General features: G+C 72.5%; 17 protein-coding genes. 9 read left to right on the forward strand and 8 right to left on the reverse strand.

The annotated features are described in order from the left end of the window. Window positions 1–14: 14 nt before the first annotated feature. The 4 genes from BUB97_RS06990 to BUB97_RS07005 all read right to left on the reverse strand — a co-directional run bounded on the left by BUB97_RS06990 (window position 15) and on the right by BUB97_RS07005 (window position 2,452). Window positions 15–485 carry a glutathione peroxidase gene (locus tag BUB97_RS06990; RefSeq protein WP_217659597.1) on the reverse strand — a complete coding sequence of 157 codons (471 nt, stop codon included), beginning with the start codon at window positions 483–485 and terminating at the stop codon, window positions 15–17. A gap of 5 nt (window positions 486–490) precedes the next feature. After that, window positions 491–1,636: a PQQ-dependent sugar dehydrogenase gene (locus BUB97_RS06995; protein WP_175562572.1), complete on the reverse strand. Its 1,146-nt coding sequence runs from the start codon at window positions 1,634–1,636 to the stop codon at window positions 491–493. A gap of 13 nt (window positions 1,637–1,649) precedes the next feature. Continuing rightward, window positions 1,650–1,988 carry a thioredoxin TrxA gene (gene trxA / locus BUB97_RS07000; protein WP_073133053.1) on the reverse strand — a complete coding sequence of 113 codons (339 nt, stop codon included), beginning with the start codon at window positions 1,986–1,988 and terminating at the stop codon, window positions 1,650–1,652. Between the two features lie 251 nt (window positions 1,989–2,239). After that, a complete protein-coding gene (locus BUB97_RS07005; protein WP_073133359.1) occupies window positions 2,240–2,452 on the reverse strand; it encodes a hypothetical protein in 213 nt (70 codons plus the stop codon). Window positions 2,453–2,545: 93 nt separating this feature from the next. Between BUB97_RS07005 and BUB97_RS07010 the strand changes: the two genes are divergently transcribed. Together BUB97_RS07010 and BUB97_RS07015 are read left to right on the forward strand one after the other, a co-directional pair. Then, window positions 2,546–3,799 carry a class I SAM-dependent methyltransferase gene (locus BUB97_RS07010; RefSeq protein ID WP_073133055.1) on the forward strand — a complete coding sequence of 418 codons (1,254 nt, stop codon included), beginning with the start codon at window positions 2,546–2,548 and terminating at the stop codon, window positions 3,797–3,799. A gap of 8 nt (window positions 3,800–3,807) precedes the next feature. Further along, entirely contained in the window at window positions 3,808–4,296 is a 489-nt protein-coding gene (locus BUB97_RS07015) for a YdcF family protein (protein WP_073133057.1), read from the forward strand. Window positions 4,297–4,561: 265 nt separating this feature from the next. Here the strand turns inward: BUB97_RS07015 and BUB97_RS07020 are convergent, their stop codons facing one another. Further along, window positions 4,562–4,882 carry a TIGR02300 family protein gene (locus BUB97_RS07020; protein ID WP_073133058.1) on the reverse strand — a complete coding sequence of 107 codons (321 nt, stop codon included), beginning with the start codon at window positions 4,880–4,882 and terminating at the stop codon, window positions 4,562–4,564. 155 nt (window positions 4,883–5,037) lie between these two features. On the opposite strand from BUB97_RS07020, the gene aroA reads away from it, so the two are divergent. The 3 genes from aroA to BUB97_RS07035 are packed head-to-tail and all read left to right on the forward strand — an operon-like array spanning window position 5,038 to window position 7,789. Further along, window positions 5,038–6,372 carry a 3-phosphoshikimate 1-carboxyvinyltransferase gene (aroA, locus tag BUB97_RS07025; RefSeq protein ID WP_086061997.1) on the forward strand — a complete coding sequence of 445 codons (1,335 nt, stop codon included), beginning with the start codon at window positions 5,038–5,040 and terminating at the stop codon, window positions 6,370–6,372. Beyond that, window positions 6,369–7,043 (forward strand): (d)CMP kinase, encoded by a 675-nt coding sequence (locus BUB97_RS07030; RefSeq protein WP_175562573.1) that lies wholly within the window; start codon window positions 6,369–6,371, stop codon window positions 7,041–7,043. The genes aroA and BUB97_RS07030 overlap by 4 nt, the downstream gene beginning before the upstream one ends. A 53-nt stretch (window positions 7,044–7,096) precedes the next feature. After that, window positions 7,097–7,789, forward strand: a complete 693-nt coding sequence (locus BUB97_RS07035; protein WP_073133063.1) for a TetR/AcrR family transcriptional regulator — start codon at window positions 7,097–7,099, stop codon at window positions 7,787–7,789. Between the two features lie 262 nt (window positions 7,790–8,051). Here BUB97_RS07035 and BUB97_RS07040 read toward each other — a convergent pair whose 3' ends face one another. After that, window positions 8,052–8,975 carry a shikimate dehydrogenase gene (locus tag BUB97_RS07040; protein ID WP_175562574.1) on the reverse strand — a complete coding sequence of 308 codons (924 nt, stop codon included), beginning with the start codon at window positions 8,973–8,975 and terminating at the stop codon, window positions 8,052–8,054. Between the two features lie 96 nt (window positions 8,976–9,071). Here BUB97_RS07040 and BUB97_RS07045 point away from each other — a divergent pair, with 96 nt between their 5' ends. The 4 genes from BUB97_RS07045 to BUB97_RS07060 all read left to right on the forward strand — a co-directional run bounded on the left by BUB97_RS07045 (window position 9,072) and on the right by BUB97_RS07060 (window position 14,550). Further along, window positions 9,072–10,052, forward strand: coding sequence for a Bug family tripartite tricarboxylate transporter substrate binding protein (locus tag BUB97_RS07045; protein ID WP_073133065.1), 981 nt, complete (start codon window positions 9,072–9,074; stop codon window positions 10,050–10,052). Window positions 10,053–10,368: 316 nt separating this feature from the next. Beyond that, window positions 10,369–12,087 (forward strand): 30S ribosomal protein S1, encoded by a 1,719-nt coding sequence (rpsA, locus tag BUB97_RS07050; RefSeq protein ID WP_073133067.1) that lies wholly within the window; start codon window positions 10,369–10,371, stop codon window positions 12,085–12,087. A 70-nt stretch (window positions 12,088–12,157) separates the two neighbouring features. Continuing rightward, window positions 12,158–12,970 carry a dienelactone hydrolase family protein gene (locus BUB97_RS07055; RefSeq protein ID WP_086061969.1) on the forward strand — a complete coding sequence of 271 codons (813 nt, stop codon included), beginning with the start codon at window positions 12,158–12,160 and terminating at the stop codon, window positions 12,968–12,970. A 44-nt stretch (window positions 12,971–13,014) separates the two neighbouring features. Beyond that, window positions 13,015–14,550, forward strand: a complete 1,536-nt coding sequence (locus BUB97_RS07060) for a M81 family metallopeptidase (protein WP_073133368.1) — start codon at window positions 13,015–13,017, stop codon at window positions 14,548–14,550. Between the two features lie 296 nt (window positions 14,551–14,846). On the opposite strand, the gene BUB97_RS07065 is transcribed toward BUB97_RS07060, so the two are convergent. Continuing rightward, a complete protein-coding gene (locus BUB97_RS07065; RefSeq protein ID WP_073133069.1) occupies window positions 14,847–15,218 on the reverse strand; it encodes an HPF/RaiA family ribosome-associated protein in 372 nt (123 codons plus the stop codon). A 99-nt stretch (window positions 15,219–15,317) separates the two neighbouring features. Then, window positions 15,318–16,775: a Hint domain-containing protein gene (locus tag BUB97_RS07070; RefSeq protein ID WP_073133072.1), complete on the reverse strand. Its 1,458-nt coding sequence runs from the start codon at window positions 16,773–16,775 to the stop codon at window positions 15,318–15,320. Window positions 16,776–16,912: the final 137 nt, after the last annotated feature.

Here is a 16,912-nt window from a genome sequence, read left to right on the forward strand (position 1 = left end):
CCTTCGACAAAGCTCTAGAGCAGCCGCTCGATATCCCCGGCCAGCTTCTCCGGCGCGGTGGAAGGCGCGAAGCGCGCCACCACCCGCCCCTCGCGGTCCACCAGGAATTTGGTGAAGTTCCACTTCACCGCCTCGGTCCCCAGCGCCCCCGGCGCCGCCTTCTTCAGGTGCCGGAACACCGGGTCCGCCCCGGCGCCGTTCACCTCCACCTTGGCAAAGACCGGGAAGGTCACGTCGTACTTCGTCGTGCAGAAGGTCGCGATCTCCGCCGCGTCCCCCGGCTCCTGCCGGCCGAACTGGTTGCAGGGGAAGGCCAGCACCTGGAAGCCCCGCGCGCCGAAGCGCCGCTGCAGCGCCTCCAGCCCTTCATATTGCGGCGTGAAGCCGCAGCGGCTGGCCGTGTTCACGATCAGCAGCACCTTCCCGCGGTAGTCGGAAAGCGGCTGCGCCCCGCCGCCCGGCAGCGGCGCCGAAAGCTCCAGCAGCCCGCTCAATTCGCCGGCTCCAGCCGCAGCACGCGGCCCTGCGCCTCGTCGGTGAGGATATAGAGCAGCCCATCCGGCCCCGGCAGCACCTGGCGGAAGCGCGTGCGGTTCCACAGCAGCCGCTCCTCGCCCACCACGCGGTCCCCCTCCATGGTCAGCCGCACCAGCCCCGAGGGCCGCAGCGCCGCGAGGAACAGGTTCCCCCGCCAGCCCGGAAAGGCATCGCCGGCGTAGAAATTCCCACCGGAGGGACTCACCGCCGGCGTCCAGTGCCGCAACGGCTCCTCGATCCCCGGCGCGCTCGCCCGCCCGGTGCCGACCGGGCTGCCGTCGTAATCCGTGCCGTAGGAGACGATGGGCCAGCCGTGATTCGCCCCGGCCCGCAGCAGGTTCACCTCATCCCCGCCCCGCGCGCCGAACTCCACCTCGATCAGGGATCCGGTGGCCGGGTTCACCGCCAGCCCCTGCGGGTTCCGGTGCCCATAAGTGAACACCTCCGGCCGCGCCCCGGCCCGCCCGATGAAGGGGTTCCCCTCCGCCGGCCGCCCGTCCCGCTCCAGCCGCAGCACCTTCCCGGCCAGGTCCCCCAGCCGCTGCGCCCGCTCCTTGTCGGTGTAGCGGTCGCCGGTGGAAAGATAGAGCTTCCCATCCCGCCCGAAGACGATGCGGCAGCCGAAGTGGTTCCGCCCGGAAGCCTGGGCCGGCCCCGCATCCAGCAGGGTCCGCACCCCCTCCAGCCGCGCCATGTCGGCCGAGAAGGTGGCGCTCGCCAGCCGCGTCAGCGCCCCGCCCTCCGCGGCCCCGGCCAGGCAGAAATACACCTGCCGCGTGGTCGCGAAGTCCGGCGCCAGCGCCACATCCAGCAACCCGCCCTGGCCCTGGGCCACCACCTCCGGCACGCCGGGCACCGGGGCCGAAACCGCCCCGTCCCGCCCGAGGATCCGCAGCCGCCCGGGCCGCTCCGTCACCAACAGCCGCCCATCCGGCAGGAAGGCCGCCCCCCAGGGCCGCTCCAGCCCCGTGGCGAACTCCACCACGCGGAAGGAGGCCCGCTCGCTCCGCACCACCTCCTGCGACGAAACGGGGGCGGCGCATCCCGCCACCCCCGACCCGATACCCAGCAGCAGCGCGAGAAGCCGGGCGCCCCGCAAGCCGGTCAGCCCCTCACCCCTGCGCGCCGATCGCCTGGTCCACCCAGGCCCGAAGCTGGCCCCGCGGCATCGCGCCCACCTTCATGTCCACGGGCTTGCCGTCCTTGAACAGGATCATCGTCGGGATGCCGCGCACCGCATACTCGTTCGGCGTCATCGGGTTCTCGTCGATATTCACCTTCGCGACCGTCAGCTTGCCCGCATAGTCCTTGCCGATCTCATCCAGGATCGGCCCTACCATGCGGCACGGGCCGCACCACTCGGCCCAGAAATCAACCAGCACGGGGCCCTGGGCCTCCAGCACGTCGGTCTTGAAGCTGTCGTCGCTGACGGCCTTGGTGTTTTCGCTCATCTCGCTTCGTGTCCCGGGAAAGGGGTGTCGGGACGGAAAGTCGGGATGAAGCCGGGCCGGGTCAAGGCTGCCGCCCAGCCGGCGGGCTAGGGTCCGTTAGACATGGCTGGCGGCTGAGGTCCGGCGAGGGATTTTTCGGCCCTGCCAGGCGCCGGGCGCGGCCGATGCTCTCTGCATCGGCCGCGCCCGGCAACGCCGCAGGGACGGAAAAGACCCGTCCGGACCGACCCGCCAGCCTTGTCTAACGGACCTTAAAGATACCGCCCGCGCTCCATGATCTCGAGCGTGTACTCGCGGTAGCTCATCCCCAGCTCCTCCGCCCGCGCCAGCCGCCGCAGCGCGATCTCCCGCGGCGGCGTCTTCCACGCCTTCCGATGCGCCTGCCGCCACACGAAAAGCCGCCAGGACGCGCCGGCATCCGGCTCCAACGGCGGGCCGCCATTATGCCCGATCCCCGGCCCCATGCAGGCCTCCATCCTGTCCACCGGAAAGGACAAGCAAGGAAGGGGCCGCCATCCCACCTTCCGCTTCCGGCGCGGCCCCCCTATTCCGGGCCCATGCAGGACGCGACCGACGCCCAACTCGCCGCCCAGTACGAGGCCCTCCCCTACCCGGCCCGCGACCCGCGGGACGAAGCCAAGCGCCTGGTCGTCGGCAGCCCCTCGCACCTCGCGGAGGTCGATCACTGGGTCTTCGGCGCCCGCCGCCCGGCCGGCCAGCCCCTCCGCGCCCTGATCGCCGGCGGCGGCACGGGGGATGGCGCCATCATGCTGGCCCAGCAGCTCGCCTGGGCCAGCCGCCCCGGCGAGGTCACCTGGCTGGACCGCTCCGCCGCCGCCCGCAAGGTCGCCGAGGCCCGTGCCGCCACCCGCGGCCTCACCAATCTCCGCTTCGTCGAGGGATCCATCCTCGCCCCGCCCGCGCTCGGCCCCTTCGACTACATCGACTGCTGCGGCGTGCTGCACCACCTGCCCGATCCGCTGGCAGGGCTGAAGAACCTCTCCACCCTCCTCGCCCCCGGCGGCGGCATGGGCATCATGGTCTACGCCCCCCATGGCCGCACGGGCGTCTACATGCTCCAGGACGCCCTGCGCCTCATCGCCCCGCCGGAGGAAACCCCCGCCGCCCGGGTGGATATCGCCAAGCGCGTCATGCGCCACCTGCCCGAGACCGCCTGGCTGCGGAAGAACCCCTGGATCACCGACCACCTCCCCCTTCCCCAGGGGGGCGGCGACCCCGGCCTCTACGACCTCCTGCTGAACCCACGGGACGTCTCCTTCACCGTCCCCCAGCTCGACACCCTCGTGCGCGATGCCGGCCTGCGCATCACCTGCCTGGTCGAGCCCGTCCGCTACGACCCGGACCTCCTCCTGCCGGACCCCAGGCTCCGCGCCCGCACCGCCGGCATGAGCATGATCGAGCGCGCCGCCCTGGCCGAGGCCCTGGCCGGCAACATGGGCATCCACATCGCCTACCTCGCCCGCGCCGAGGACCCGCCCGCCACGCCCGACTGGAACGACCTCGCCGCCATCCCCATCCTGCGCGGCCAGGACGGCGCGGGCTGGGCCAAGGGCATCCGCAACGGCGCCCTGCCCATCACCTATGACGGGCTGCGTATCAACCTGCCCATGCCGCCCCTCGCCGCCGCGATCCTCGCCCGCATCGACGGCAAGGCCAGCCTCGCCGAGATCGCCCGCGCGGTGGAGGCCGGCGGCGCGAACCCCACCGCCGTGGCGCGGGACATGGCGGCCCTCCGCGCGGCCATGGAACCCACCAACCGCCTCCTCCTCTCCGCCCCACCCGCCGCCTGAACGGCCGCATGACCGCCGCCATCGTCATCTTCGGCGCCGCCGTCCGCCCGGACGCCCGGCCGAGCGAAACCATGCGCCGCCGCGTCACCGCCGCCGTCGAACTCGGGGAAATCCTGGGGAACGACCCGCTCTTCGTCCCCACCGGCGGCCAGGGCCGCCACGGCCCGGCCGAGTCGGCCGTCATGGCGAAGCTCCTGCGGGACTGGGGAATCGACCCCGCCCGCATCCTGGAGGAACCCACGGGCACCGATACCCTCTCCTCCGCACGGGCCGTCGCCGCCCTCCTGCGCGGAAGAGCGGACACGGCCCACCCGGTCTCATCCGGCTACCACCTGCCGCGCTGCGCCCTGCTGCTCCGCCTTTGCGGCCTGAAAACCGGCCGCGGCCGCGCGGCGCGCCCCGGCCCCGGATTCTCGGAATGGCGCTGGCGCCTGCGGGAACTCCCCGCCCTGCCCTACGACGCCGCCCTGGCGGTCTGGCACCGCACGAAAGGCTGAGGGCAAAAGGCGGAAAACACGAGGGCTCCGCCCTCGCCCGCCAAGGGCCTGAGGCCCTTGGAACCCCATCGGACTGCCGTGGATACCCCGGATCGGCAGGGTCTCCGGGGGAATGATCCCGACTGTGCGGTCGCCTCGGTTCGATGACCCGAGGCGCACCGTCAGCCGACTGACGACAAACTCGAAGAAAAAGAACGTGAGGAGCCCGGGGAGAGGAGGAATCCCTTCTTCCCCTCCCCGGGCTCAACCCACCAGCCGGAAAGCCTCAGCTCTCCTCGTCGTCCGCGGTCTCGACGCCGATCTCCTCGCCGAGGTCCTCGTCCTCGTCCAGGTCGTCGGCATCCTCCGCCACATCCGCGTCGGCGTCCTCCACCTCCACGTCATCCACATCCGCGCCCTCCACGGCCGCGGGGCGCTTGCGCACCTTCTCCTCCGGCAGCGGGGCCGCCGCGCGGCGCGGGCGCGGCTGCTCCGCCGGCTGCTCGGTCCCGCATTTCGGGCACACGGCCGGGGACTTGGTCAGGTCATAGAAGCGGGCACCGCAGGCGACGCAGGTCCGCTTGAGGCCGAGTTCGGCAAGGGCCATCAGGGAAGCCTCGGATGGGTCCGGGCGGGCCGCGGACCGGGGTGTGCGAAAGGGCGGCGCCGATTGCCATGCGTGCCCGGGCGTGTCAAACGCGGGACCGGTTTTTTCCAGCGCAAGTGCCGTCGATGCCCCATCTTTCCGAGCACCCGGCCCCCATGCGCGCCTCGGCCGCCCAGGGGAGCCTCCAGGGCCGCCTCACCGTCCCCGGCGACAAGTCCGTCTCGCACCGGGCCCTCATGTTCGGCGCCCTGGCCGTCGGCACCACCGAGATCACGGGGCTGCTGGAAGGCGAGGACGTCCTCCGCACCTCCGCCGCCATGCGCGCCCTTGGCGCCGAGGTGGAGCGCCTGGCCGAAGGCCACTGGCGCGTCGCCGGCCGCGGCGTGGGCGGGCTGGTCGAACCGGCTGATGTGCTGGACATGGGCAATTCCGGCACCGCCGCCCGCCTCATCTGCGGCCTCCTCGCCGGCCATCCCCTCTTCGCCGTCCTCACCGGAGACGCCTCCCTCCGCAAGCGCCCCATGCGCCGCGTGACGGATCCGCTCTCGGCCTCCGGCGCCCGCTTCTCCGGCCGCGCCGGCGGCCGCCTGCCCCTGGCGGTGGAAGGCGCGGCCGACCCCATGCCGCTCGACTACCGCGTGCCCGTCCCCTCCGCCCAGGTGAAGTCCGCCGTGCTGCTGGCCGGCCTCTGCGCCCGCGGCACCACCCGCGTCGAGGAGCGGGAAGCCACCCGCGACCACACCGAGAACATGCTCCGCCACTTCGGCGCCACCGTCCGGGTGGCCGCCGAAGGCCATGGCCGCATCATCGAGCTGGATGGCCAGCCGGAGCTGCGCGCCGCCCCCGTGGTGGTCCCCGCCGACCCCTCCTCCGCCGCCTTCCCCCTCGTCGCCGCCCTGCTCGTCCCGGGCTCCGAGGTCACGGTCCAGGGCGTCGGCCTCAACCCGCTCCGCACCGGCCTCTTCACCACGCTCCGCGAAATGGGCGCCCACCTCTCCGTCTCGAACGAGCGGGTGGAGGGCGGCGAGCCCGTGGGCGACCTCACCGCCCGCTTCTCCGAGCTGCGCGCCGTGGACGTCCCGCCCGAGCGCGCGCCCTCGATGATCGACGAGTACCCCGTCCTCGCCGTCGCCGCCGCCTTCGCCCGCGGCACCAGCCGCTTCCGCGGCCTGGCCGAGCTGCGCGTGAAGGAAAGCGACCGCCTCGCCGCCACCCTCGCCCTGCTGGCCGCCAACGGCGTCCCCGCCACGGTCGAGGGCGACGACCTCATCATCGCGCGCGATGGCCGCCCCGCCGCCGGCGGCGGGCTCGTCGAAACCCATATGGACCACCGCATCGCCATGTCCGCCCTCGTCATGGGCCTGGCCAGCACGGCACCGGTCACGGTGGACGACACCGGCTTCATCGACACCTCCTTCCCCGGCTTCACCGCCATGATGAACGGAATCGCCGGCCAGCCCGCGATCACCCCCGCAGAGGAGCTGGCATGAGCGCCACATCCCCGGGCGCCGCCCCCCCGGAAGCCCTGACCGCCCCCGTCGTCATCGCGGTGGACGGCCCCGCCGCCGCCGGAAAGGGCACCCTCGCCCGCCGCCTCGCGGCCGAGCTCGGCCTGCCCTATCTCGACACCGGCCTGCTCTACCGCGCCACCGCGCGCCGCGTGCTCCTCGCCGGCGGCCTGCCCACCGACACCGCCGCCGCCGAGGCCGCCGCCCGCACCCTGGAAGCCGCCGACCTCCAGCGCCCGGACCTCCGCGGCCCCGATGTGGACCAGGGCGCCAGCCAGGTGGCCGCCCAGCCCCCCGTCCGCGCCGCCCTGCTGGACTTCCAGCGCAGCTTCGCCGCCCGCCACGGTGGCGTCATGGACGGCCGCGACATCGGCACGGTCGTCTGCCCCGACGCCCGGGTGAAGCTCTTCGTCACTGCCTCCCCCGAAGCCCGCGCCCGCCGCCGCTGGCTGGAACGCCAGGCCCGCGGCGAATCCATCCCGCTCGAGGAAGTCGCCCAGGAAATGGCCGTCCGCGACGCCCGCGACGCCGCCCGCGACGTGGCCCCCATGAAGCCCGCCGAGGACGCCATCCTCCTCGACACCACGGAACTCGACGCCGAGGCCGCCTTCCGCGAGGCCTGGCAACTCATCCAGGCCCGCCTCGACGTCTGACCGGCGCCCCGCCGCATTCCTCTTGCCCCGCCCCGCGCCTATGCTGCGGGGCGATGCCGCCCTCCGAAGTCCTGGCCCCCGGGGGTCCGCCCGCGCAGCCCGCGGGTCCGCCCGCCCAGAACGAACCCCGCCTGCGCGACCCCGAGCAGACCCGCCGCGAGATCCTCGAGGCCGCCACCGCCGCCTTCGCCGAAAAAGGCCTCTCCGGCGCGCGGGTTGACGAGATCGCGGCCCGCACCCGCACGACCAAGCGGATGATCTACTACTACTTCGGCTCCAAGGAGGGCCTCTACGCCGCCGTCATCGAACGCGCCTACGGCGCCATCCGGGACGCCGAGCGCGAGCTGAACCTCGATTCCCTCCCCCCCGCCGAAGCCATGCGCCGCCTGGTGGAAAGCACCTTCGACTACCACCACACCCACCCCAGCTTCGTCCGCCTCGTCTCCGTCGAGAACATCGAGGAAGGCCGCCACGTCCGCACCAGCGCCGCCATCGCCCGCCGCAACGCCGAGGTGATCCAGACCATGCAACGCCTGCTGGACCGCGGCGCGGCCGAAGGCCAGTTCCGCCCCGGCGTGGACCCGCTGGACCTGCACATCCTCATCAACGGCGCCAGCTTCCACCGGGTCAGCAACCGCCACACCCTCTCCGCCATCTTCGGCCGAGACCTGCGCGACCCCAACGTGGCCCGCGCCCAACGCGACATGCTGGTCGAAGCCGTCCTCGCCTTTCTTCGGGCGCGCTGAGCCGGGGCTGTTCGGTCTGTCCCGGGGAGAGGAAGAAGGAATTCTTCCTCTCCCCGGACCCCTCACCTTCTTCTTTTTCTGGAAGTTTGGAATCGCTCGGCTGACGGTGCGCCTGAGGTCGATGACCTCAGGCGACTGCAACGGCAGAACGGCACCTAGCAACCCGAGACCCCTTCAATCCGGGGCATCCACGGCAGTCAGACGGGGTTCCAAGGGCCTCAGGCCCTTGGCGGGTGGAGGGCGGAGCCCTCCGTCACGAGGATCAACCCGCCCGCACAGCCTCTTCCCCCAGCGCCGCGAAATGCGCCTCCATCCGCCCCGCATCCGGCTCCAGCCCCGTGAACAGGCGGAAGGCGTGCACCGCCTGGAACACCGCCATTCCGCCGCCATGGGCGGTGCGGCAGCCGAGCGCCCGCGCGGCGCGGAGCAGCGGCGTTTCCAGCGGGAAGTAGACGATCTCCGAAACCCAGAGCCGGGGGTGCAGAAGGTCTGCTGGCAGGGGCAGGCCCGGATGAGCCGCGGTGCCGGTCGGCGTCGCGTGCACCAGCCCGTCCGCCGCCGCCACGGCCGCCGCCAGGTCTTCCCCGGCCTCCGCGCGCCCGGCCCCGTGGCGCCCGCACAGTGTCTCGGCCAGCGCCGCCGCCCGCGCCGGGTCCTGGTCGAACAGCGTCAGCCGCCCCGTGCCCATGGCCAGCATCGCCTCCGCCACGGCGGAGCCCGCCCCGCCGGCCCCCAGCTGCACCACCCGGCCCAGCGGCACCTCCGGCAATTGCCGCCGGAACCCCTCCGCGTAGCCCGAGCAGTCGGTGTTGTGCCCGACCCGCTTGCCGCCGCGGAGAACCACCGTGTTCACCGCCCCGAGCGCCCGCGCCTCGTCGGAAAGCGCATCCAGCAGCGAGATCACCGCCTGCTTGCAGGGATAGGTGATGTTCAGCCCATCGAACCCCATCCGCTCCGCGGCCTGCAGCAGCTCCGGCAGCGCCTCCGTCCCCAGCCCCAGCCGCGTCAGGTCGACCAGCCGGTACACCCCGCGCAGCCCCAGCGCCTCCGCCTCAGCCTCATGCAGCGCCGGCGTGCGCGACAGCCCGATCCCCGCCCCGATCAGTCCCAGCAGCACGGAGCGCCCGCCCGTATGCGGCGCGGAGGCGGGATTCGGCGCCAGAAGAGCGGGCATGGCGGAAGGCATGACGGACCTCTCTTTTCCCCTTGAGAAGTGAATGTACCGGTTAGTACATTCCCCTTCAACGCGCTCCCGAAGGAGCCGGTCCAGGAGGAACACCCCATGCCCATCAGCCGCCGCACCCTCGGCCTGGGAATCACGGCGCTCGCCACCGCCCGCGCCCTGCCGGCCGCCGCCCAGGCCGACTATCCCAGCCGCCCGGTCACCCTCGTCGTCTCCTGGGCCCCCGGCGGCTCCACCGATTTCGTCGGCCGCCTCCTGGCCCAGGGCATGAGCCGCTCCCTCGGCCAGCAGGTGGTGGTGGAGAACCGCGCCGGCGCCTCCGGCACCATCGGCCACGCCTCCGTCGCCCGCGCCCGGCCGGATGGCTACACCATCCTCCTCGGCGTGAACTCCACCTACGCCATGGCCACCCACCTCTTCCCCAACAAGGGCTATGACGACGCCCGCTCCTTCGCGCCCATCGGCCGGGTGGCGGAAACCCCCATCTTCCTCTGCACCACCCCCGCCACCGGGGCGACGACGGTCGCTGAGCTGATTGCCCTCGCCAAGCGCCAGCCGGGCAAGATGTCCTACGCCTCCTCCGGCGCCGGCTCCTCCGCCCATCTCGCCACCGAGCTCTTCCTCAAGATGGCCGATATCGACGTGCTGAACGTCACCTATCGCGGCGGCGCCCCCGCCGTGCAGGCCCTGCTGGCCGGCGAGGTGCAGATGGCCTTCGTCGACGCCGTCACCGCCCTCCCCCTCATCCAGGCGAAGAGCGTCGTGCCGCTGGGCGTCTCCAGCCTCCAGCGCTCCCCCCTCGCCCCGGATGTCCCCACCATCGCCGAAGCCGGCCTCGCCGGCTTCGAATGCTCCTCCCAGTTCGCCCTCCTGGCCCCGGCCGGCACGCCGGAGCCGGTCATCCGCAAGCTGAACGAAGCCATGCTGGCCACGCTGAAGGATCCCGAGGTCCTCGGCCGCCTCCAGGGCGCCGCCAACGCCGCCACCCCCGGCAGCCCCGCCGAGTTCCCCGCCTACCTCCAGGCCGAAAGCGCCAAATGGGGCGAGGTGATCCGCACCCGCGGCATCACCGGCGAATAGCCGCCCCCGCCGGGGAGCCCCGGGCTCCCCGGCCCCTCCGCGGGCATAACCCCATGGCGCGCGCAGGAGCACCCTGCGGGCGCCATGAGTCGCCACGCTTGCATTTCACCCCCGCCAGGGCGTAAACGCACCCTCGCAGCCGAAGGCCCGAAGCCTCAGGCTGCGCACTCGTATGTGGGTGCATCCCCCCATCGGCCCGGCACCGCCGGGCAAGACGTGCCATCCCGGCCAGCCTTGTGAAGGGCAGCCAGAACCGGATGGGGCGCAGACCTCGGCCAGCGCCTCTCGCGCCAGCCACTCAGGAATAGACCGCTACATGGCTTCTGCCACCACCCTCGACCGGCCGGGCGCCGGCGGCGAGGACTTCGCCTCCCTTCTCGACGCCACGCTGGGCGCCGACACCGGCTTCGCCGGCTCCGTCGTCACGGGCAAGGTGATCCGCATCGATGACGACGTCGCCGTCGTCGACGTCGGCCTCAAGAGCGAGGGGCGCGTGCCCCTGCGCGAGTTCGCTCCCCAGGGCCAGAAGCCCGAGGTGAAGCCGGGCGACCTGATCGAGCTCTTCGTCGAGCGCTACGAGGACCGGGACGGCACCATCGTGCTCTCGCGCGAGAAGGCGCGGCGCGAGGAAGCCTGGACCAACCTCGAGAAGCAGTTCCAGGCCGGCGTGCGCGTCAACGGCGTGATCTTCGGCCGCGTGAAGGGTGGCTTCACCGTCGACCTCGGCGGCGCGGTGGCCTTCCTCCCCGGCAGCCAGGTGGACATCCGCCCCGTGCGCGACGTCGGGCCGCTGATGGGCTCCCCGCAGCCCTTCCAGATCCTCAAGATGGACCGCGCCCGCGGCAACATCGTCGTCTCCCGCCGCGCGGTCCTCGAAGAGACCCGCGCCGAGCAGCGCTCGGAGCTGATCCAGGGCCTCAAGGAAGGCATGGTGCTCGACGGCGTGGTCAAGAACATCACCGACTACGGCGCCTTCGTGGACCTGGGCGGAGTCGATGGCCTGCTGCACGTCACCGACATCGCCTGGCGCCGCATCAACCACCCGAGCGAGGCCCTGACCATCGGCCAGCCCGTGAAGGTGCAGGTCATCCGCTTCAACCCGGAAACCCAGCGCATCAGCCTCGGCATGAAGCAGCTGATGGCCGATCCGTGGGAGGGCGTGGCCGCCAAGTACCCGGTGAACGGCAAGTTCTCGGGCCGCGTGACGAACATCACCGACTACGGCGCCTTCGTGGAGCTGGAGCCGGGCGTCGAAGGCCTGGTGCACGTCTCCGAGATGTCCTGGACGAAGAAGAACGTCCACCCGGGCAAGATCGTCGCCACCTCCCAGGAGGTCGAGGTGATGATCCTGGACGTGGACGAGCCGAAGCGCCGCATCTCGCTCGGCCTGAAGCAGGCCCAGGGCAACCCCTGGGAGGTGTTCATGGACGCCAACCCGCCGGGCACCATCGTCGAGGGCGAGATCCGCAACATCACCGAGTTCGGGCTCTTCGTCGGCCTGGCCCCGGAGATCGACGGCATGGTCCACATGTCCGACCTGTCGTGGGACCTGTCGCCGGAACAGGCGATGGCGAACTACAACAAGGGCGACATGGTCAAGGCCAAGGTGCTCGACGTCGATATCGAGAAGGAGCGCATCTCCCTCGGCATCAAGCAGCTCGAGGCCGACCCGGCCGCCGAGGTGCTGGACAAGGTCCGCAAGGGCGATGTCGTCACCTGCATCGTCACCAAGGTCGAGAGCAACGGCATCGAGGTGAAGGTGGACGAGGTCCTCACCGGCTTCATCCGCCGCGCCGAGCTCGCGCGTGACCGCAACGACCAGCGTCCGGACAAGTTCGCGATCGGCGAGAAGGTCGATGCGAAGGTGACGGCCGTCGACCGCGCCGCCCGCCGCCTGGCCCTGACCATCAAGGGCAAGGAGATCGAGGAGGAGCGCGAGGCGGTGAAGGAGTTCGGCACCTCCGACAGCGGCGCCTCGCTCGGCGACATCCTCGGCGCGGCCATCCGCCGCCGGAACCTCTCCAGCGACGAGTGATCCTCGCCACGAGGAAACGAAGCAGGGCCGCTCCGCAAGGAGCGGCCCTTTTTCTTGGGAACCCCCGCCGATGAAGTGCCTCGCCCTCCTCGCCTTCATCCTCCTGGCCGCCTCCCCGGCCGCCAGCGCCCAAACCCCGCCCCAAGCCGCGCCCCAGCCTCTGTCCGTCACGCCGGACCGCATCGGCCCGCCCGGCAGCGGCGCCATGGCCGAGCTGCACTTGCCCCCCGGCCCCGGCCCCTTCCCCGCCGTGGTGCTCCTCCATGGCTGCTCCGGCATCACGCCCAACATGGCCCGCTGGGCCGCCCGCCTGGTCGAATGGGGCCAGGCCGCCCTCGTGCTGGACAGCTTCGGCCCCCGCGGCGTGGAGAATGTCTGCCACCAGGCCGCCCGCGTCCCGCCCGCCCTCCGCGCCGCCGACGCCCTGGCCGCCGCCGCCGCCCTGCGCGCCCGGCTGGAGATCGACCCCGGCCGCATCGCCCTCATCGGCTTCTCCCACGGCGGCAGCAGCGCGCTGGCCGCCGCCTCGCGCGGCATCGTGCACCGCGCCGGCGCCACCCCCTTCACCGCAGTCGTCGCCTTCTACCCCTGGTGCCCCGGCGCGGCCGTCCCCCTCGCCAGCCCCGTCCTCACCCTCATCGGCGACGCCGATGACTGGACCCCCGCCAGCCGCTGCGAAGCCCTGCGCGCCGCCTGGCGCCCCGCCTTCGGCCGCTGGTCCCTGCAGCTCTACCCCGGCGCCACCCATGCCTTCGACGCGCCGGGCCGCGAGCGCCTCTATTTCGGCCACCGCCTCCGCCACGACCCCGCGGCCACCGCCGACGCCGCCGCCCGCCTCCGCCGCTTCATCGAATCCCCGGCTCAACCCCCGGGCGGCGGCTGAACCCGGCTCGACAGCCCCGCGCCCCAGGGCCTCTTATGGCGCCCATGCCCCGCCCGCCCCGCATCGCCATCCTCGGCCTTCACCTGGAGGTGAACGCCTTCTCCCCGGCGACCACCCGCCAGGACTTCGAACAGCTCTCCTGGGCCGAAGGCGAGGCCATCACCGCCGGCTCCCGCACCCCGGTCTCCGCCCTGCCCGCCGAATTCCCCGGCTTCTACGCGCGCATGGACGAAACCGGCCCCTGGGAACCCGTCCCCCTCATCGTCATCGCCGCCCCGCCCGGCGGCACCATGGAACCCGGCCTCTTCCCCGAATTCCTCGCCACCGCCCGCCGCCGCCTCGAAGCCGCCGGCCCGGTCGATGCCGTCTATGTCGGCTCCCACGGCGCCAGCCGCTCGGCGGAGGAGGCGGACACCGACGGCGCCGTCCTCGCCATGCTGCGCGAGGTGCTCGGCCCGGATGTCCCGGTCGTCGGCACGCTCGACCTCCACTGCAACGTCTCGGACCGCCAGGCCGCCCTGGCCGACCTCCTCATCGCCTACCGGACCAACCCCCATGTGGACATGCGCGAACGCGCGATGGACGCCGCCGACGCCATCCGCGCCCGCCTCGCCGGCAGCCCCCGCCCGGAAACCCACTTCATCCGCCTGCCCATGGTCGCCCCCAGCGTCACCCTGCTCAGCAGCGGCGACCTCCCCTATGCCGAAGCCATGCGCGAGGCCGCCCGCCTCCGCGCCGCAGACCCCGACCTGCTCGAAATCTCCGTCACCGGCGGCTTCGTCTATTCCGACATCCCGAAATGCGGCCTCTGCGTCTGGGCCAGCGCCCGCGCCGGCCAGGGGGAAAAGGCCCGCGCCGCCGCCCAGGCCATCGCCGCCCGCCTCTGGGCCGAGCGCGCCCGCTTCCACCGCCCCCTCACCCCGCTGGAGGAAGCGGTCGCCGAAGCCGCCGCCACCGGGACCGACCCCGCCCGCCCCCGCCTCATCCTGGCCGATGTCGCCGACAATCCCGGCGGCGGCGGCGGCGGCAACACCTCCGCCCTCCTCGCCGCCCTCCACGCGGCCGGCGCGCGCGGCGTCGTCCTCGGCGTCTTCGTGGACCCGGCCCTGGCCGCCGAATGCCACGCCGCCGGCGAAGGCGCGCGCATCCAGGCGGTCTTCAACCGCAGCCCCGCCCCCTTCGCCGAGACCTTCGCCGCCCCCGCCACCATCCGCCGCCTCTCCGACGGCCACGGCACCGGCCGCCGCGGCACCATGGCCGGCCGCGCCTTCCAACTCGGCCCCGCCGCCCTGCTGGAACTCGAAGGCAGCGGCCTCCGCGTGGTGCTCGGCTCCCTGCGCCGCCAGTTCCTCGAACCCGCCATGGCCGAAATCATGGGCGTGGACCTCGAAGCCGCGCGCACCATCGTCGTGAAGTCCCGCGGCCACTTCCGCGCGGGCTTCGACCAGCTCGCCACCCCCGACCGCATCCTGGAGGTGGACGGCCCCGGCCTCGTCAGCCCCGTCCTCTCCCGCTTCGCCTTCACCGGCCTGCCCCGGCCCCTCTACCCGCTCGACCCCGCGACGGAATGGGCGGGCTGAAACAGCCAGGAGAGGGCTCCGCCCTCACCCGCCAAGGGCCTGAGGCCCTTGGAACCCCATCGGACTGCCGTGGATACCGTTGATCGGCGGGGTCTCTGGGCCGCGGGCGCTATTCCTGCACCTGCAGTCGCCTCGGGTCGCTGACCCGAGGCGCACCGTCAGCCCCGCGATTCCAGACTTGAAAGAGAAGATGATGGGTCGAAGGCACTGCCTTCGACGGGTCCGGGGAGAGGAAGAATTCCTTCTTCCTCTCCCGGGGACCGACCACCAGCCCAGAACAAGCCGGCAGCCAAACGCTACAGCAGCGCTTCCTTCGTCGCGTTCACCCGCTTGTCCTCGCGCAAAGCGCGCTTCTGCCGGCGAAGCTGCTTCGCCACGCGCTCCAGCGCGGTGGAGAAAGCGGTGTAGGCATTGTTCGAATGCTCGCCATGCCCGTCGAAGAACAGCCCGCGCGCGGCATGGACGCGCACGTTGCACCCGAAGCCCGCACCCTTTCCACCCGGCGAGAAGGTGACGGTGATGTCCTCCGCGCCATTGAAATACTTGGCCGAAAGGCGGCGCGCCTGTTCCGTCACATGGGTCCGCAGCGCGTCCCCCACATCGGTCTGATGGCCTGATACGATGATCCGGCCCTCATCCTCGCCATCCCGGATTTCCGGAGCTGCCACGGTTCTTTCCCTCCACGATTGGTCAGGTGGAGAGAGAACAACGCATCGCCGCGCGTCGCGTTGACCGGCATCAAAGCGGGCCGCGTCTCTTGTGCATCCTCAGCCCCGCCCGGCCCGCCGCTCAGCCCCGTCATCCCCGCCCACCCAGCTGGCATGGCTGCCGCCGAGCAGGATCCCGAGCACCCCGCCCCGTTCGAGCAGCGCGCCCAGGGCCGGGGTGAGGTCGGCCTCCCCCGTGGTCCAGCGCCGCAGCACCCCATCCCGCCGCTCCGGGTGGGAAAGCCCCTCCTCCAGCCCGGGATGGTCGAGCGGAACGGAAACCGTCCTCCCATCGAAAGGCGTGAAATCCATCGCCCGGAGCTGCACCCCCAGCCATCGCCCGTCGGTGCTGCCCGGCACGGTCCCGCAAGGCCTTCCGGCCCGCGAGACCAGGCGCAGCGCCCCCGTGCCGGCCGGCACCGGAAAGCGCCAGGCCCCATCTTCCGCCTCGCCCGCGATCCACCGCCCATCCGCCAGCAGGTGCGGCGCGGCCTCCCGCGTGCGGGTCCAGCCCAGCGCCTCGGCCCGTTCCATCAACCGCGCCATGATCGCCAGCAGCGCCGGATTCCCCTCCGCCCCCGGCCGCAGGAAGGGCGCGCAGGGCACATAGGCCGGAATGGCGGGCGCGGCGCCCGTGCGCAGCGCCACCACCGCCGCGCTCCGGGCATTGTCGAAGCTCGCCCGCCCGTCCTCGTTCAGATAGCTCTCGGCCAGCGCCCCCTCGGCCAGCACCACGTCATGGCAACCGAGGTCGAGATGCAGGTAGGTCACCGCATCCCACGCCTCCTGCACCACGGTCGCCCCGTTCACCAGCGTCTTGGCATGCACCAGCGCGCCATCCAGCAGCAGCCCGTGCTCGGGGCTGACGAGAAGATCGCGATGCGGCACCCCCTCCGCCAGCGCACCGGCCCGGATCCGCACCGGCCGCACCCGCTGCGGCTCGGCATGCGCCGCGATATCCACCCGCCGCCGCCCCACCCAGCGGAGCGGCTTGAGCACCGGCCCCCGCCCCGAGAAGGTCACCACCCCCTCCCCGGCCGAAAGCGCCTCGACCGCCACCTCGCCCCGCGCCGTCAGCACCCGCGTGCCCGCCACGTAGCAGGTCACGTTGATCGCCGTGTCCCCGACCAGGTCATACCCGTTCGCCCCCGTCACGGGGTCCACCCGCTCCAGCGCCACCTGGGTCCCGACCACATAGGGAATGTCCGACAGGAGGATGTAGCTCCCGCCCTCGACCCCGAAGACAATGGCCGAGCTGTCGCCCGCCAGGGTGCCGGCATAGGGAACCAGCGCGCCGCCCACCACGTCGCCGGAAAGCTGGGCAAGGTCCATGGGGCGGTCCCCCAGCACCGAGAGGTCGTCGAGCGGGTCGTCCACCAGCTCGCCCTCCTCGTCCGCCGCGAAGGGCGCATCCGAAACCCCGATGCTGTACGGCCCCGCCGGCCCATCCGCCGCCACGAGGAACCGTCCGTCCTCCTGAATCTCAAGGCTGTAGAAAAAGGTGGCGGTGGTCGGCACGGCATGTCCCCGCACGCCACCCCGCGGCCCGGCCCAAAGGCGCGCGCCACATGCAGGAGGGCCCGCGTTCCCCTTCAGGCCCCGGCCCCGCGGCCCCGCCCATCGACACCGAGCCTAGCCGTGCGGCGCTGTGAAAG

This window comes from Muricoccus roseus (genome assembly GCF_900141905.1).
Taxonomy (GTDB): domain Bacteria; phylum Pseudomonadota; class Alphaproteobacteria; order Acetobacterales; family Acetobacteraceae; genus Roseomonas; species Roseomonas rosea.

What these genes read in the sequence shown, in the direction of transcription:
- BUB97_RS07035 (WP_073133063.1), top strand. Translation starts at nt 7,097, where the DNA reads ATGCCGCCCTCCGAAGTCCTGGCCCCCGGGGGTCCGCCCGCGCAGCCC.
- BUB97_RS07010 (WP_073133055.1), top strand. Translation starts at nt 2,546, where the DNA reads ATGCAGGACGCGACCGACGCCCAACTCGCCGCCCAGTACGAGGCCCTC.
- trxA (WP_073133053.1), bottom strand. Translation starts at nt 1,988, where the DNA reads ATGAGCGAAAACACCAAGGCCGTCAGCGACGACAGCTTCAAGACCGAC.
- BUB97_RS07030 (WP_175562573.1), top strand. Translation starts at nt 6,369, where the DNA reads ATGAGCGCCACATCCCCGGGCGCCGCCCCCCCGGAAGCCCTGACCGCC.
- BUB97_RS07015 (WP_073133057.1), top strand. Translation starts at nt 3,808, where the DNA reads ATGACCGCCGCCATCGTCATCTTCGGCGCCGCCGTCCGCCCGGACGCC.
- BUB97_RS07040 (WP_175562574.1), bottom strand. Translation starts at nt 8,975, where the DNA reads ATGCCTTCCGCCATGCCCGCTCTTCTGGCGCCGAATCCCGCCTCCGCG.
- aroA (WP_086061997.1), top strand. Translation starts at nt 5,038, where the DNA reads ATGCGCGCCTCGGCCGCCCAGGGGAGCCTCCAGGGCCGCCTCACCGTC.
- BUB97_RS07020 (WP_073133058.1), bottom strand. Translation starts at nt 4,882, where the DNA reads ATGGCCCTTGCCGAACTCGGCCTCAAGCGGACCTGCGTCGCCTGCGGT.
- BUB97_RS07055 (WP_086061969.1), top strand. Translation starts at nt 12,158, where the DNA reads ATGAAGTGCCTCGCCCTCCTCGCCTTCATCCTCCTGGCCGCCTCCCCG.
- BUB97_RS07045 (WP_073133065.1), top strand. Translation starts at nt 9,072, where the DNA reads ATGCCCATCAGCCGCCGCACCCTCGGCCTGGGAATCACGGCGCTCGCC.
- BUB97_RS07005 (WP_073133359.1), bottom strand. Translation starts at nt 2,452, where the DNA reads ATGGGGCCGGGGATCGGGCATAATGGCGGCCCGCCGTTGGAGCCGGAT.
- BUB97_RS07060 (WP_073133368.1), top strand. Translation starts at nt 13,015, where the DNA reads ATGCCCCGCCCGCCCCGCATCGCCATCCTCGGCCTTCACCTGGAGGTG.
- rpsA (WP_073133067.1), top strand. Translation starts at nt 10,369, where the DNA reads ATGGCTTCTGCCACCACCCTCGACCGGCCGGGCGCCGGCGGCGAGGAC.